Origin of the sequence: Streptococcus alactolyticus (assembly GCF_012277075.1) — a bacterium.
Taxonomy (GTDB): Bacteria; Bacillota; Bacilli; order Lactobacillales; family Streptococcaceae; genus Streptococcus; species Streptococcus alactolyticus.
This window is the reverse complement of sequence record NZ_JAAXMT010000008.1, coordinates 82,570-97,031: the sequence shown is the minus strand read 5'-3', so window position 1 is coordinate 97,031 and position 14,462 is coordinate 82,570. Positions and strand designations below refer to the sequence as shown.

At 42.2% G+C, this 14,462-nt stretch carries 14 protein-coding genes and 1 pseudogene; 2 read left to right on the top strand and 13 right to left on the bottom strand.

From position 1 onward, the window contains the following. Positions 1-47: 47 nt before the first annotated feature. From HFK82_RS05610 to HFK82_RS05560, 11 genes and pseudogenes are all read right to left on the bottom strand, one after another. Positions 48-605 (bottom strand): annotated as a pseudogene (locus HFK82_RS05610) (NADPH-dependent FMN reductase). 70 nt (positions 606-675) lie between these two features. Continuing rightward, positions 676-900, bottom strand: a complete 225-nt coding sequence (locus tag HFK82_RS05605; RefSeq protein WP_168261109.1) for a hypothetical protein — start codon at positions 898-900, stop codon at positions 676-678. Between the two features lie 419 nt (positions 901-1,319). Next, positions 1,320-1,718, bottom strand: coding sequence for a Mini-ribonuclease 3 (locus HFK82_RS05600; RefSeq protein WP_167829241.1), 399 nt, complete (start codon positions 1,716-1,718; stop codon positions 1,320-1,322). Beyond that, positions 1,711-3,057, bottom strand: coding sequence for a cysteine--tRNA ligase (gene cysS, locus HFK82_RS05595; protein ID WP_154454094.1), 1,347 nt, complete (start codon positions 3,055-3,057; stop codon positions 1,711-1,713). Before cysS ends, HFK82_RS05600 begins: the two co-directional genes overlap by 8 nt. 25 nt (positions 3,058-3,082) lie before the next feature. After that, positions 3,083-3,700: a serine O-acetyltransferase gene (gene cysE, locus HFK82_RS05590; RefSeq protein ID WP_154454095.1), complete on the bottom strand. Its 618-nt coding sequence runs from the start codon at positions 3,698-3,700 to the stop codon at positions 3,083-3,085. Positions 3,701-3,712: 12 nt separating this feature from the next. Beyond that, positions 3,713-4,462 (bottom strand): SseB family protein, encoded by a 750-nt coding sequence (locus tag HFK82_RS05585; protein ID WP_168261108.1) that lies wholly within the window; start codon positions 4,460-4,462, stop codon positions 3,713-3,715. Between the two features lie 72 nt (positions 4,463-4,534). After that, the gene (gene pnp, locus HFK82_RS05580) at positions 4,535-6,667 is read right to left on the bottom strand and encodes a polyribonucleotide nucleotidyltransferase (protein WP_168261107.1); all 2,133 of its coding nucleotides are present in this window, start codon (positions 6,665-6,667) and stop codon (positions 4,535-4,537) included. Between the two features lie 203 nt (positions 6,668-6,870). After that, on the bottom strand, positions 6,871-7,101 hold the full coding sequence (locus tag HFK82_RS05575; protein WP_154454098.1) for a GlsB/YeaQ/YmgE family stress response membrane protein: 231 nt from the start codon (positions 7,099-7,101) through the stop codon (positions 6,871-6,873). Positions 7,102-7,220: 119 nt separating this feature from the next. Next, positions 7,221-9,902 (bottom strand): bifunctional acetaldehyde-CoA/alcohol dehydrogenase, encoded by a 2,682-nt coding sequence (gene adhE, locus HFK82_RS05570; protein ID WP_168261106.1) that lies wholly within the window; start codon positions 9,900-9,902, stop codon positions 7,221-7,223. A 387-nt stretch (positions 9,903-10,289) separates the two neighbouring features. Next, a complete protein-coding gene (gene rpsO, locus HFK82_RS05565) occupies positions 10,290-10,559 on the bottom strand; it encodes a 30S ribosomal protein S15 (RefSeq protein ID WP_003063161.1) in 270 nt (89 codons plus the stop codon). Positions 10,560-10,718: 159 nt separating this feature from the next. Beyond that, a complete protein-coding gene (locus HFK82_RS05560; protein ID WP_168261105.1) occupies positions 10,719-11,894 on the bottom strand; it encodes an MFS transporter in 1,176 nt (391 codons plus the stop codon). A gap of 89 nt (positions 11,895-11,983) precedes the next feature. On the opposite strand from HFK82_RS05560, the gene HFK82_RS05555 reads away from it, so the two are divergent. Together HFK82_RS05555 and def are read left to right on the top strand one after the other, a co-directional pair. Beyond that, entirely contained in the window at positions 11,984-12,628 is a 645-nt protein-coding gene (locus HFK82_RS05555) for a cyclic nucleotide-binding domain-containing protein (protein ID WP_168261104.1), read from the top strand. Between the two features lie 67 nt (positions 12,629-12,695). Next, positions 12,696-13,310: a peptide deformylase gene (gene def / locus HFK82_RS05550; protein WP_168261103.1), complete on the top strand. Its 615-nt coding sequence runs from the start codon at positions 12,696-12,698 to the stop codon at positions 13,308-13,310. Positions 13,311-13,368: 58 nt separating this feature from the next. Here the strand turns inward: def and HFK82_RS05545 are convergent, their stop codons facing one another. Together HFK82_RS05545 and HFK82_RS05540 are read right to left on the bottom strand one after the other, a co-directional pair. Then, complete coding sequence (locus HFK82_RS05545; RefSeq protein WP_168261102.1) at positions 13,369-13,914, bottom strand: NADPH-dependent FMN reductase; 546 nt, start codon at positions 13,912-13,914, stop codon at positions 13,369-13,371. Positions 13,915-13,986: 72 nt separating this feature from the next. Further along, a complete protein-coding gene (locus tag HFK82_RS05540; protein WP_168261101.1) occupies positions 13,987-14,439 on the bottom strand; it encodes a MarR family winged helix-turn-helix transcriptional regulator in 453 nt (150 codons plus the stop codon). Positions 14,440-14,462 lie beyond the last annotated feature (23 nt).

The window sequence follows — 14,462 nt, the reverse complement described above, 5'->3', positions numbered from 1 at the left end:
ACGAAAGCCAGTCCTCATACGAGAACTGGCTCAGTTTATTTAGTAGCTTACTTGTCATCTGCTGATATCGCAGCAAGAAGGTTTTTGATTTGGGTTTCTAATTGGTTTACAACATCATCAGAAACAACGAGTTTGTTATCTCCCCAAGCTTCTGGGTTAATTGGAACACCTGTGAAAGGTTCCACCACGCGTGTTCTAAGCCAATTCAACAAAGGGATGAGTTGTTCAAAGACATCTTCTGGAGATTGTCCGTTAGCCACACAAGAAGCTGTGACAAATTTATCTTGCAAGGCCGATGGTCCACGCAAGTCAGACAAATCCAAAGAACGGCTCAACCAATCCAAAGCATTTTTCAAGCTTCCTGGAATAGCATGGTTATAAGCTGGCGTGAAAATCCAAAGGGCATCTGCTGCCATCACTTGATCGCGAATAGCTTAGATTTCTGGTAAGACTGGGATTTCTAAATCTTGGTTCATTAAAGGTAAATCAACACTAAGATATGAAACGTCCACGTGTTTTGGCAATAGACTTTCTACTTTTTTCGCTAATTGTTCATTAAACGATCCTTTACGTAGTGATCCAACGATAAAGACAAGTTTAACCATAATGTGACTCCTTTTCTTTCGTTTTTTAGCAGTCTATCGCATCAATTTACAAAGTCAAAGACAAAAATCATTATTTGTCGAGTAAAATACTTTCCAAACCGCTGGTCATGGCAAGCTGAATCATAGCAGCTACTTCTTCAACCGAACATTCATCAGGCTTGGTCAATTGCCATTTAATCGTGGCTAAGGTGTTTGCCGCAAATAAGGTCTCAAAGTAATGAAGCCGATACTGTGGCACATGAGGGTACTTGTGCGAAAAAATATCCAAAATAACCTTTTCAATCGTGGCTTGCATTTCCCTGTCAGGATGGTATTTGGGAAAATCCAGCGAAAAATCACTTTGAGCAAGTCTTTTTGCTTGGGTAAATTGTCAAAATAACGCACCACAAGTGTCAAATCTAAATTTCCCGTTTCCAAGGATTCTTTCAGTTCCTGCCCATACTGAGTGAGGTAGTCCTCGCAAATGCACTGAACCAACTCCTCTTTTGACTGGTAAAACAAACAAAAAGTTGTTCGATTGATATTGGCCAGAGTTGTGATATCCGTTATTCTGATTTTGGAGTAGGGCTTTTCTAGCAACAAGTCCAGCATAACGGTCTTGATTTTTTGGTCTGTAAATTCTGATAACACCCGATTTTTCATCGTCACCTCATTAGTCAAAAGACACAAAGAAAGATTAGCCTCGCTTTGACTGACCAAGACTAATCTTTTATCTCAATTCTCGTTTTCAATTGTTTGAATGCACCAATCAATGAGCTCTTCCAGACGCTCAATTTGGTCTGTCATGTGCAGATAGCCCATCACGGCTTCAAAACCTGTTGACATCCGATAAGTCACAACGTCCGCATTTTTTGCTTTGGTGTGACTGTTGGTGTTGCGACCGCGTTTGTAGATATCTTCTTCTTTTTCGGTCAATAGCTGCGCTTCTAGCATCAGATTGATAAGGTAAGCTTGGGCTTTGGCAGACACGTACTTAGTTGCCTTGCGGTGCAATTGATTGGGTTTGGTTAAGCCTTGAAAAATCAAGTGCTTGCGAATGTACATGGAATAAACCGCATCGCCTTCAAAAGCTAGGGCAATACCGTTGATGAGATTGACATCTACCTTAGTCACGTGTCCACCTCACCCCATCTTTGGTATCTAGCAGTTTGATACCTTGTGCGGCCAATTGGTCACGAATGGCATCGGCAGTCGCAAAATCTCTGTTGGCACGCGCTTCTTGGCGTTTTTCAATCAAGGCTTCGATATCCGCATCCAAGACTTCTTCTTCAAAGACAATACCAAAGACAGCCAGCATAGCCGCAAAAGTATCCTTAACCGCTTGGTCATAATTGCCTGAGTTAATCCATTTTGCCATGTCAAAGACAACAGTGATACCATTTGCGGTGTTGAAATCATCGTCCATAGCCGCTTCAAAATCAGCCTTGAAAGCCGCCAATTCAGCTGAATCAACTGCTTGACCTAGAGGCAAGGTATACGTATTTTTCAAATATTTCAAATTGACAGAAGCGTCATGCACGGCTTTTTCTGTGAAATTGATAGGTTTGCGGTATTGTTGGGTGGCAAGGAAGAAACGCAACACTTGCCCGTCCACTGTTTTCAACATATCGTGGACTGTCACAAAATTACCCAGCGATTTTGACATTTTTTCATTGTCCACATTGACAAAACCGTTGTGCATCCAGTAGTTTGCAAAGGTCTTGCCAGTCTTGGCTTCTGATTGGGCAATTTCATTGGTATGGTGCGGAAATTCCAAATCGGCTCCCCCACCATGAATATCAATGGTATCGCCAAGAAGGGTTGTCGCCATAACCGAGCATTCAATATGCCAACCAGGACGCCCCTCACCCCAAGGACTTTGCCAAGACACGTCGCCAGGTTTGGCTGCCTTCCAAAGCGCAAAATCCAACGGATTTTCCTTAATATCGCCTTCGCCGTCCACACGACCACTGGCCCCCACTTCCAAATCAGCTAGGGTTTTGTTGGCCAGTTTAGCATAATTATGGCTTTTGGCTACACGGAAATACACGTCGCCACCAACCTCATAGGCAAATCCCTTATCTATCAAAACACTGACAAAATCAATAATCTCGTCCATGTAATCAATAACACGTGGATTTTTAGTAGCAGGCTTGACGCCTAGTTGTTTCACATCTTCCAAGAAAGCAGCGATGAATTTGTCTGAAAAAGCCTTGGTATCCATACCAGCTTCAGCCGCACCTTTGATGATTTTATCATCCACATCCGTGAAATTAGAAATGTAGTTGACCTTGTAGCCACGGTATTCAAAATAGCGGCGAATAGTATCAAAAGCCACCACGCTACGTGCATTTCCAATGTGAATGTAATTGTAAACCGTTGGTCCGCAGACGTACATATTAACCGTATTTTCGGTTATGGGCACAAATTCACGCAAACTTCGAGTCATTGTATCATAAATCTTAATTGTCATCTTTTTTCTCCACTTGTCGTTTGGTCTAAAGTTTTGACGAATGCAAGCTTTGATAACGGGCTTCTTCCAACTTAGACGTGTAGTATTCGCGATTTTCTTCCATATCGTGAATAATCGTTTCGTCTTTTTTCCCGTGAACACGCACCACTTTTGCTGGCACCCCAACAACGGTCACATCTGCTGGCACATCTGAAACCACAACAGCAGCCGCACCGACTTTCGCATTTTTTCCGATTTCTATAGGACCAATCACTTGGGCGTGGGCGGACACTAGGGCTCCCTCACGCACGGTTGGGTGGCGTTTACCAACGTCTTTTCCCGTACCACCAAGGGTAACACCATGGTACAGCATAACACCTTTTTCAACAATGGCCGTTTCCCCAACGACAAGCCCTGAACCATGGTCAATAAAAACGCCCTCAGCAATTTCAGCACCAGGATGAATTTCAATTTGCGTCCAAAAACGCCAAAACTGACTGTGCATCCGCGCCAACAATTTAAAGCCGTGTTGCCACAAAAAATGGGATAAGCGATGGGCCGCTAAAGCTTTTATACCAGGATACGTTAAGATAATTTCCAGAGAGTTACGAGCTGCTGGATCATTCTTCTTAACGATTTCAATTGTTTCTTTCCACCAACCCATAGACACTCTCCTTTACTCATCAATTTCTGACCAATTCACTAAAATTTGTTGTTCGTCAAACGGATTGATCACCACACCAACCGTTTCGTCAATATCGTTTTCACCATGTCCTGGCTGGTAAATTTCCGCTAAATTCCAAACCAAAATGCTGCCCTGTGCTTTACGGAAAGGCAAACCAAACTCATCGTGGTTATACCATTTTGCAAAACTTTGCAGGTTTGAAAAGGCAGGCACGTAGCTTTCCCCGTCAGGTGTTGACATGGTTGGGAACATACGGTCAAAGCTTTCGTCATCACGTGGATGCACAAAAGCTGGCACCAGATAGAACTTATCAAGCACATCCGCAGCGAGATTGTCATCCCCCATGAGCTTGTTTAAAATCGTGGTGTAAGCATTTAAAAATTGAATGAATTCGCTGCTCTTGAAAATGGTTGAATTGCCAAAATCACCTGATTTTTTCAAGTTAAAGACAATACCGTACAAGCCTTTTTCAATTACTTCTCTTAAAATGTCAATGGTTAGGCGTTCCACCCACTCTTGTTCTCTAGCACTGGCTTGGTCTTGTTTAAAAGTTTCTAGATCCTCTTGATCTGTAAAGACTGGAGTGACTTTTTGCCCTTCTACCTCAACGGCATAAGGCTCTTTGCTCGCCAATACTGGAGTATTGTGTAAAGCATTGACTAAAGCAACGCTATCTAAAAAGTTATCTGGTGCGTTGACAAAAGCACGCAAACGCAAGTCCAGTTCATTTTGATTTGTCATATTTCTATCCAAAATGGATTATCCACGACCTCTTTGTCAGAGAGCTTGGATAAAGCCACTATTCCTTCTTTTTTAGTCTGTTTCTTTTGGTGTACGCTCAACACGTTTTGGGCGTGGCAAGAGGGCTTTCATCGAAGCATCCACACGTCCTTTGTCGTCAACTTTGATGACTTTGACGTCAACTTCTTCACCGACTTCTAGGACATCTGCCACATTTGCCGTGCGAGTCCATGAGATTTCTGAAATGTGAACAAGGGCATCTGTCTTGTCAAAGAGGTTGACAAAGGCGCCGAATTTTTCAATACGAACCACCTTGCCACGGTAAACTTCACCGACCTTGGCTTCACGCACCAAACCAGCAATAATCTCTTTGGCACGGTCAATAGCTGCTTGGTCTGAAGAGAAGATCGATACATTTCCATCTTCGTCAATGTCAATCTTAACACCTGTTTCTTCGATGATTTTATCAATAGTTTCGCCACCTTTACCGATAACCACCTTGATTTTATCCACATCAATCTTAATGGTATCAATTTTTGGTGCAGTTGGTGCTAATTGAGCACGTGGTTCTGGAATAGTTGCCTCAATCAAGTCAAGGATTTCAAAACGCGCTTTTTTCGCTTGAGCAAGGGCCTCTTGCAAGATTTGTGGGGTAATGCCTTCAATCTTGATATCCATTTGAAGGGCCGTAATCCCTTCGCGAGTTCCCGCCACTTTAAAGTCCATGTCACCAAAGTGGTCCTCAAGACCTTGAATGTCCGTCAAAATAGTGTAGTTGCTACCGTCAGAAATCAAACCCATGGCAATCCCTGCAACAGGAGCTTTGATTGGCACACCACCTGCCATAAGCGCCAAGGTTCCCGCACAAATTGATGCTTGTGATGATGACCCATTTGATTCCAAGACTTCGGCAACAAGGCGAATCGCGTATGGGAATTCTTCTAAGCTAGGAAGAACTTGGGCAAGCGCACGTTCGCCAAGTGCACCGTGACCAATTTCACGACGGCCTGGAGCCCCATAACGTCCCGTTTCACCCACCGAATATTGTGGGAAATTGTAGTGGTGCAAGAAGCGTTTTTTGTATTCTGGGTCAAGACCATCTACAATTTGAGTTTCTCCCATTGGAGCAAGGGTCAAGACAGACAAAGCTTGGGTTTGCCCACGAGTGAAAAGCCCTGAACCATGCACTTTTGGCAAGAAATCAATTTCAGCATCCAAAGGACGAATTTCATCCACACGACGACCGTCAGGACGAATTTTATCTTCGGTAATCAAGCGGCGGACTTCAGCGTGTTCCATTTGTTCAAGGATTTCAGCCACGTCACGCATGATGGTTTCAAAGTTTTCATCCTCAGCGTAGCGTTCTTCATAAACGGCTCTGACTTCTTCTTTGACAGCTTCTGTTGCGGCTTCACGCGCTTTTTTCTCTTCCACTTGCACCGCTTTTTGCAAGTCAGTATTGTAGGCAGCAATAATTTCAACTTGCAAGTCAGCGTCCACTTGCAACAATTCCACCTCAGCTTTTTCTTTACCAACTGCTGCCACGATTTCTTCTTGGAAGGCAATCAATTCACGTACAGCTTCGTGTCCTTTAAGAAGGGCTTCCAACATGATATCTTCTGACAATTCTTTGGCGCCTGATTCTACCATGTTGATGGCATCTTTGGTCCCTGCAACAGTCAATTCCAGAAGAGAAAGCTCTTTTTGTTCGGCTGTTGGATTGATGATAAAGTCACCGTCGATATAAGCCACTTGCACGCCAGCGATTGGGCCATTAAATGGGATGTCTGAGATAGACAAGGCAAGCGAGCTGCCAAACATGGCTGCCATTGGAGCGCTAGCATTTTCATCGTAAGACAAAACGGTGTTAATCACTTGGACTTCGTTCCGAAAACCTTCTGCAAACATAGGACGAATAGGACGGTCGATCAAGCGGGCCGTTAAAGTGGCATCTGTTGTCGGACGCCCTTCGCGTTTGTTGAAACCACCTGGAAATTTCCCAGCAGCGTACATTTTTTCTTCGTAGTTAACTTGAAGTGGGAAGAAATCCCCCATAGACATCTTCTTAGACATGACCGCAGCGCTAAGAACGGTTGATTCACCATAGCGTACCACAACGGCACCGTTGGCTTGTTTGGCTACTTGTCCAATTTCAACTACAAGGGGTTTCCCCGCAAAAGTCGTTTGAAAAGTTTGTTTTGACATGATTATTCCTCATAAAACCTTTATTTTGATACGCCCGTTTTCTACAAAAACCAACCTGTAAAAGCCAACAATCTTACAAACTCGTCTTTGCATAAAACTACGTATCCCTATTATTTTATCATAATTAAACAGAAATTTCAGACTCTTATCGTCAATTTTTCAAAAAGAGGCTAGGATAGCGCTACCCCAACCTCTTATAGTGTTTATCTAAATAACAAATCCACAACAGCAATAACAATAATAGCCCCTAAAACCGAAGGTAAGATTGCCATGCCTGCTAGAGAAGGTCCCCAGTAACCAAATAAGGTTTGACCAACATAAGAACCAACCAAACCAGCAAAAATGCGGTAGATACAACCCATGGATTCCCCTCTATTTGTAATGCTACCAGCAATCATACCAATCAAGGCACCAACTATCAATGACCCAATCATCTTTTTGTGACCAACCTTTCTTAAAAACAGTTTCTAACATATCTTTACCCATTGTATCATAAAAGCCTCCCAAAAAAACATGGGAGGCTTCATTTATAGACGGCTTTAAACAACCGACATTAGAACATGTCAATCAAAAGTTGTTTCAATTCTGAGATGTATGGTTGACGTGGGTTAGCTGGTGTACATTGGTCATCATAAGCCAAGCTTGCCAAACGATCTACTGCAGCGTCAAAGGCTTCTTTGGTTACGCCGTTTGCAGAAAGTGATGGCTCAACATCAACAGCACGCATCAACTGGTCAATACGTTGGCAAAGTGCTTCTACCAATTCAGCATCGTCTTTACCTTCTAGACCGATGTAACGAGCAATGTTTGCGTAGTCTTGTTGTGCACGGTACTCTTCGTAACGTGGGTAAACAGAGCGTTTCACATTACCAGTTACCCCGTTGTAGCGGATAACATGTTGCATTGCGATAGAGATAGCTAGACCGTGTGGAAGGCCGAACTCACCACCTGTTTTGTGAGCAAGTGAGTGATTGATACCTAGGAAGGCATTACCAAACGCCATACCTGCAATCGCTGCTGCGTAGTGCATGTTTTCTTTCGCTTTTTCACCACGAAGCGTTGGGTTCTTAGGATCGTAGTTATAAGCATCTTCAAGGTTTTCCATAATCAATTTGATTGCTTCAAGTGACCATGGACGTGTGAAGTCAGAAGCCATAACAGATACGTAAGATTCAAGGGCGTGTGACAACGCATCAAGACCTGACCAAGCTGCTGTACGTTTTGGCACAGTCATAACGAATTCTGGGTCAACAATGGCAACTTGTGGTACCAATTCATAGTCAGCAAGTGGGTATTTCACGTGAGTGTAATCATCTGTGATAACAGCAAATGGTGTGATTTCAGCACCTGTACCTGAAGTTGTTGGGATACAGAATAGACGTGTTGCTGTTTGGTGTTTGAATTTCACGATACGTTTACGGATATCGATGAATTTTTGTTGCAATTCTAGGAAGAATTCGCTCACTGCATCGTAGCTATCAAGGAATTCAGCACCACGGTCAAGAGATACTTCGTAAATCAAGCGGGCAATTTTAGAAGCGTCAATGGCAGATCCACCACCGATAGCAATAACAGTATCTGGTTTGAATTCGCGCATTTGTTTTGCAATTTCAATAGTTTGACCAAGTGTTGGGTCTGGTTTGATTGTTCCGTAAAGTGATGTTTCTACTTTTTCATCACGAAGTGCCAATTGGGCATAAACAGTATCAACGAAACCAAATTGAACCATTCCTGGGTCAGCAACGATCAACGCGCGTTTCATTGGCTCATACTCATCTTGCAAGTATGAAATAGCATTCTTTTCATAGTAAGTTTTTTCTGGTAAGCGAATCCATTGTGGACGGTTACGACGTTTAGCAACCGTTTTAATATTGAGGAGATCGCCAGTTGAAAGGTTGTGTGACAATGAATTTTTCCCCCATGATCCTGTTCCTAATGTCAAGCTAGCTTTAAGTGCGTCAGTGTAAACATCACCGATACCACCAACTGAGTCTGGTTGGTTAACCAATACACGTGAAGCTTTCACAGCGTCTCCATAGACAGCTACAAATGGATCTGCTTGAGAACCGATTTGGATGCCAACGTTGTGCCCAGCACCCTGATAGTCAAGAAGAGCTGATACAATTTCGATACCTTCTTCGCGTGTTTCTGCTTTGTAAACTGAAAGAAGTGGAGAAAGTTTTTCTGATGATAGCTTTTCACCTATGTTAGCTTTGTCAAGTTCGAACAAGAGAACATCTTTGCCTTCTGGAAGAGCCACACCTGCTTTTTCACAAATCCAAGTTGCAGGCATTCCGGCAACTGGTCCGTTTACACCGTGGTTAGCGTTAAAGACGAAGTCTTCAATTTTCTTGTAGTCTGATTTAGGAACAAGGTATGCCCCTTTTTCTTGCATTTTTTGCATCCATGTATCGTAGATGTCTGCAGCAACAACCGCTGAGTTTTCAGTAGCACAAATCATACCATTGTCAAAACGTTTAGACATCAACAAATCTTCAACCGCACGGTCAATATCAGCAGTTGAATCAACGTAAACAGCACCGTTACCTGCACCTACACCCATTGATGGGTTTCCTGATTTAAGGGCTGCATTAACCATACCAGGTCCACCAGTAGCCAAGATTGACGCAATGTTTTTGTTTTGGATAAGAGCTGATGTGTTCGCAAGTGATGGTGTTTCAATCCATTGAACAATGTTTTCAGGAGCCCCTGCTTTAACGGCTGCATCGTATAAAATTTTTGCCGCATGAGCTGAACATTTTTGAGCTTGTGGGTGGAAGGCAAACACGATAGCGTTACGTGTTTTCAAAGCCACCAAAATTTTGAACATTGTTGTTGATGTTGGGTTAGTTGTTGGAACAATCCCTGCCAAAACACCTAGAGGAGCTGCAATTTGGATGCTGCCTGCAACCTTGTCTTCCCCAATGATACCAACTGTTTTTTCATTTTTGATACGTTCGTAAACGTACTCAGTTGCAAAGTGGTTTTTGGTATCTTTATCTTCAACAACACCACGACCAGTTTCTTCGTGTGCTTCTTTTGCAAGTTCCAAAGATGCTTCTGAACCTGCAAGTGCCATCGCTGCTACAATTTTGTCAACTTGTTCTTGTGAGTAAGTCGCATAAATACGTTCAGCTTCAAGCGCTTTTTCAACTAAAGAACCTGTGTATTGTTGTGCCAATTCTTCAGCGCTCAACTCATTTGTCTTTACTTCTGCATTGTTTGTTTCAGCCATTAAAAGCCTCCTTTATAATACCTTAAAAATTAATATTGTTATCGAAGAAAAATCTTACGATATAATTCCGTAACTTAGAGTCAAAACAGGACAACACTTAAAACTGATCAAGAGGTCTAAGTGGCGTTCAGCCGATCATCAAGTAAAAGGAATCATCACCAACACTTTGTGTTATTGTGATATTCTTCACTAATTATATTAACGTTTTTTAAATAAAATGTCAAGCTGTTTTTTGTAAGCTTTTTCATTTTTATTTTTATAGTCTTGTAAAGGGATACATTTTCCCAAGTAAACTAATATACTTTTAATGTTTTATTCTTAAAAAAGCACAGAAAAAAACCTGCCAAAAGCATAGGCTCTTGACAGGCTTTGGACAGTCGTTTGTGATTAGCGACGAAGTCCAAGTGATGCGATCAATTCGCGGTAACGGTTAACGTCTGTACGGCGAAGGTATGCCAAAAGGTTACGACGGTGACCGATTTTTTTCATCAATCCACGGTAAGTAGCGTGGTCTTTTTTGTGTTGTTTAATGTGCTCGTTAAGGTGGTTGATTTCCCAAGTAAGAACAGCTACTTGAACTTCAACTGAACCTGTGTCACCTTCGTGACGTGCGTATTGAGCGATAATTTCATTTTTTTTCTCTTTTGAGATTGCCATATCTTTTCTCCTTTATAATGCTTCATCCGAGTCATAGGGTTTGGCGTTTCCTATAACCAAGAAAAAGTTACTTGTCTTACGACACCGATTATTGTAGCAGATAATGACTGATTTTGTCAAAGATTTTTTCTCTATCTCTCAAAAATACCTGCTCTTTTTTTACGAATTAACACACACCGTTTTGCGTGAAAAGTAAGCTTTTAAAGCTAAAATCAAACTAATCACCAAGCTAATCACACCATAAATGATAAAGGCAAAGGTTGGGTGTGGGTTAATTTTTGAAAAGAGGTTTAAGGTAATGGCCGCACTGGCTCCTCCAAAGTTACAAAAGAGCAAAATCAAGGTTGTGGCATCACCAATGAGCTGAGCAGGCATTTTATTAGAAACAACGTTAAAGACGGTTGTCACAATGATACTATACAAGAAGCCTGATAACATAGCACCTAGTAGCATAATCCAAAGGTTTTGAGCAAAACCAAGCATAAACAAACCAAGGGCAAATGGAATAAGCGACACGGTAATCAAGTGTCTGTTGAAATAAGACAACAAGCTCTTAAAGAGGAAACCTGACAAAATCCCCATGAGCATCATACCACTTAAAATCATACTGGCTTGGCTAGGACTTCCTAGGTGCAATTGGTCGATAATAACTGGAATACGAAGGCTATTGGCACTATTGATGTTAATCACAAAACCAGCGAGCAACGACAATCCGACAATAAAGAAAATGTCATCTTTGGTGAATTTGGCTGAAGAACGTTCTTGAACCACTTTTTCCGTTATGCGTTTTTTGGGAGAAAAAAGAAGGTAAAAGAACAAAACAGGCAAAGCAAATAGGTAGATGATAAAAGCCCAAGACCAATCAATCGGAACCAAGAAACCAACGATTCCTGTTAAAAAGGCACTTCCCAAAACTTCAAAAGACCCACGCAAACCAAGCATTTGGGCGCGTTCGTGTCCCTCATAGGTTTCGCTGATGATACTAATGGCACGAGAGTTAATCAAGCCAATCCCAATTCCCAACAAGATACGTGATACCACCACAAGGCTGTAATCTTGACGAACGACAGGCAAACTACCACCAAAAGCAATTAAAAGCAAACCAATGATAACACTCACACGTTCAGACAAGACACGATTTAAAAAAGGATTTAAAATCAAAATGCCCATGATTGTAAATGAGGTAATCGAAAAAAGAAACTCAACTTGGCTTGTCGCATAGCCTTGTTGTTGATAAGTCGCGATCATTTGCGGTAATGCTGTCGAGGTTGAGAAGGTCGAAACGAGCATCAGAGATAAAGATAATAAGCTCAATTTCTCTAAAAAGGTTTTCATAATAACTCCTTACTTGTTTTTTTGGCTAAAACAAGTATAATCAATGTTGACACATAAAAATAGGACTTTTGTCACATGAGGAGGGTTACGTGTCGCTAGAAGCGCTTACCAAAGAATACCAGTTAAAGTCGATTTTTCCAGAACACTATTTTGATAAATTACACGTTTTTAGGCTACCTGCTGGGGAAGCCATTTGCCACCAAGGGGAAGAGTTGACGGCTCTTTCTTATTTTGTGGAAGGCAAAGTCAAAATTGTCCGTCGTTTGTTTAACGGCAAGGAGCACATTTTAGACATCAAAGACAAGCCAACCTTGCTTGGGGATATTGAGTTATTGACTAATCAGCCTGTGGTATCATCAGTGATTACACTTGAGGACTCGGTGGTGGTCCAACTTCCCTTGGCGGGCATTCGCGAGGAATTGCTGGCAGATAATACCTTGCTATTAAACCTCAGCAAGGGCTTGGCGCAATCGCTTTACGACCAAAATATCCGTGCTTCGACCAACCTAAATTACACCTTGAAAGAACGCTTAGCCACACATATTTTAGCGGTGGAGGACAAGGGCTTATTTACCTTAGAATTAAAGAGTCTGGCGGATTCGTTTAGTGTTAGCTACCGCCATTTGCTGCGCGTGATTCATGAGCTGATTGATTTGGGCATTATCGAAAAAGAAAAACCCTACTACCGCATCAAAGATATGAGCCAGTTAATCGCCCTCAAAATCACGAATTAAGCCTTTAGCTTTCTGCTTGCCTTGTTTTGTGCTATAGTGTTATTAGAGAATGAAAAGAGGAGGAATTATGTCTGCTATTAAAAAATTAGTCAAACCGAGTCATTTAATCAATATGGATGATATCATTCGTGAGGGAAATCCAACCCTTCGTGCCGTTGCGCAAGACGTAACTTTCCCATTGTCTGACGAGGAAATCATCCTAGGCGAAAAAATGCTACAATTCTTGAAAAATTCACAAGACCCTGTAACGGCTGAAAAAATGGGTTTGCGTGGTGGTGTTGGTTTAGCCGCTCCACAATTGGACATTTCAAAACGCATTATTGCTGTTCTTGTGCCAAATCCTGAGGACAAAGACGGCAACCCACCAGAAGAAGCTTACAGCTTGCAAGAGGTTATGTACAACCCTCGCGTTGTAGCACATTCTGTGCAAGATGCTGCGCTTGCTGATGGTGAAGGCTGCTTGTCTGTTGACCGTGTTGTCGAAGGCTATGTTGTCCGTCATGCACGCGTTACTGTGGAATATTTTGACAAGAACGGTGAAAAATACCGCGTTAAATTAAAAGGGTACAATTCAATCGTTGTGCAACACGAAATCGACCACACAAACGGTATCATGTTCTACGACCACATTGACCCTAAAAATCCATTTGCCGTTAAAGAAGGCATGCTCATTATTGACTAATAAGCATCGAAAAAACGACTTTGCCCCTCATGGGCAAGGCCGTTTTTTCATTGACATTTTAATCTAAAGCTGCTAATAAAGCCGCTGCTTGCTTGTCAAGATCAACTAACACTTCGGCTGTTGGAACAAATACACCATCTGCCCAAGCTGAATCGTTGATATGTGACATGGTGATGTTATCAACAAATTGGGTACGGATAAATGGAAGCAAGGCGCGGTAGCTTTCTGCCACTTGTTCGTGGCCGCCGTTTGCTACGATGGAAACGGTTGTGACTTTTTCGTTGATTGCTGATGGTCCACGTGGGTCAGATAAGTCTAACGCACGAGATAGCCAGTCCAAAAGATTTTTAACAGAACCTGGAATAGCAAAGTTATAAACAGAAGAAAAGATCCAAATCGCATCTGCGTCTAAAACAGCTTGACGAGCATCTTGGACTGCTTTTGGCAAATGAGCCTCTAAATCTTGTGAAAAGACTGGAACTTGTGACCAATCAAGGTATCTAACTTCTGCTTTGCCTGTCAAGGCTTTTTTGGCGTTCTCAGCCAATTGTTCATTGAAAGATCCTTTGCGCAATGAACCAACAATAAATAATACTTTTTTCATACGTTTTCTCCTTAATACAAGCGATAACTCGTTTATCACTACATAGTAATTTCCATAGGCTTATTGTATGCTTTATTTTGGCTTTTGTAAATGATTATGCTCACGCGGTTTGAATTTTTTGAGCAAGCGAATGAGTTCAAGCTGTTCTTGAGGGGTGAGAACGGCAAAGGTTTCCTCGATTTTGGTGATGTGGTGCGGCAGGGCACGATCAATGACTTGGCGTCCTTCCTCTGTCAGCGTGACTAAATAAGCACGTTTGTCATTAGGGCAAGTGGTGCGCGTGACCCAGCCTTTTTTCTCCATATTTCTGATGACAACAGTCATATTGCCCGAAGTCGCCAAAATGCTTTCCAACAGCTCTCCGATTTTCATAGGCCCCTTGCTATAAAGCACATCCAGCACGCTAAATTGGGTCGGGGTGAGGCCGTCGGCTTTAAAGGTTTCTGACACCGTGGTATCAATGGTCCGAAAAGCCTTACGCATGACGACCATGGCTTTCACAGCTTGATTTGTTAATTCAGACATCTTTTCTCCTTGCTTTTACGAAA

Bases quoted from the DNA above. Each gene is read 5' to 3' on its own strand.
- HFK82_RS05560 (WP_168261105.1), bottom strand. From the start codon at position 11,894: ATGAAAACCTTTTTAGAGAAATTGAGCTTATTATCTTTATCTCTGATG.
- HFK82_RS05585 (WP_168261108.1), bottom strand. From the start codon at position 4,462: ATGACAAATCAAAATGAACTGGACTTGCGTTTGCGTGCTTTTGTCAAC.
- HFK82_RS05545 (WP_168261102.1), bottom strand. From the start codon at position 13,914: ATGAAAAAAGTATTATTTATTGTTGGTTCATTGCGCAAAGGATCTTTC.
- pnp (WP_168261107.1), bottom strand. From the start codon at position 6,667: ATGTCAAAACAAACTTTTCAAACGACTTTTGCGGGGAAACCCCTTGTA.
- cysS (WP_154454094.1), bottom strand. From the start codon at position 3,057: ATGACAATTAAGATTTATGATACAATGACTCGAAGTTTGCGTGAATTT.
- def (WP_168261103.1), top strand. From the start codon at position 12,696: ATGTCTGCTATTAAAAAATTAGTCAAACCGAGTCATTTAATCAATATG.
- adhE (WP_168261106.1), bottom strand. From the start codon at position 9,902: ATGGCTGAAACAAACAATGCAGAAGTAAAGACAAATGAGTTGAGCGCT.
- rpsO (WP_003063161.1), bottom strand. From the start codon at position 10,559: ATGGCAATCTCAAAAGAGAAAAAAAATGAAATTATCGCTCAATACGCA.
- HFK82_RS05605 (WP_168261109.1), bottom strand. From the start codon at position 900: ATGCAAGCCACGATTGAAAAGGTTATTTTGGATATTTTTTCGCACAAG.
- cysE (WP_154454095.1), bottom strand. From the start codon at position 3,700: ATGGGTTGGTGGAAAGAAACAATTGAAATCGTTAAGAAGAATGATCCA.
- HFK82_RS05575 (WP_154454098.1), bottom strand. From the start codon at position 7,101: ATGATTGGGTCATTGATAGTTGGTGCCTTGATTGGTATGATTGCTGGT.
- HFK82_RS05540 (WP_168261101.1), bottom strand. From the start codon at position 14,439: ATGTCTGAATTAACAAATCAAGCTGTGAAAGCCATGGTCGTCATGCGT.